We start from the raw sequence: 381 nt of genomic DNA on the forward strand, positions 1-381 counted from the left end.
GTCAGGGGGCGCTCCCGCAGGCCCGTGGCGAGCTGCGCGAGCATGTCGCGCGACTCGGGCCGCAGCGTGGCCGAGTCGAGCTCGAAGTACACCGGGTCCGCCGACAACGAGCCCATTGCCCGGCGGGCTGCTTCTTCATCCTCATCGGCGTTGCGGGTTGACGTCGCCGCCGTGGCGGTGGGGCTCCGGTGCTGGTCCGGAAGATTGTCCGTCAGGGAGGACGGCTTCTGCTTGGAGGCGCAACCAACCAGACTGACCGCGGCAATGAGAGACAAGAGGGTTCGGTTCATGCCTCCTGTCATTTTCAAGCCCCGTGCCGCGCCCCCATCCCTCTGAGACACCCCAACTGTGGCCCGCTCACCGTTGCAGCGTGCCCAGGTC

Annotated in this window: 1 protein-coding gene; it reads right to left on the reverse strand. The window is 67.7% G+C overall.

Translation table 11 applies throughout. From position 1 onward, the window contains the following. Positions 1-290: hypothetical protein (locus tag JZ791_RS44575; protein WP_216904059.1), on the reverse strand; the 290-nt coding region annotated here is incomplete at its 3' end. Positions 291-381: the final 91 nt, after the last annotated feature.

This window comes from Nocardia alni (assembly GCF_019038435.1).
GTDB classification, from domain to species: Bacteria; Actinomycetota; Actinomycetes; order Mycobacteriales; family Mycobacteriaceae; genus Nocardia; species Nocardia alni.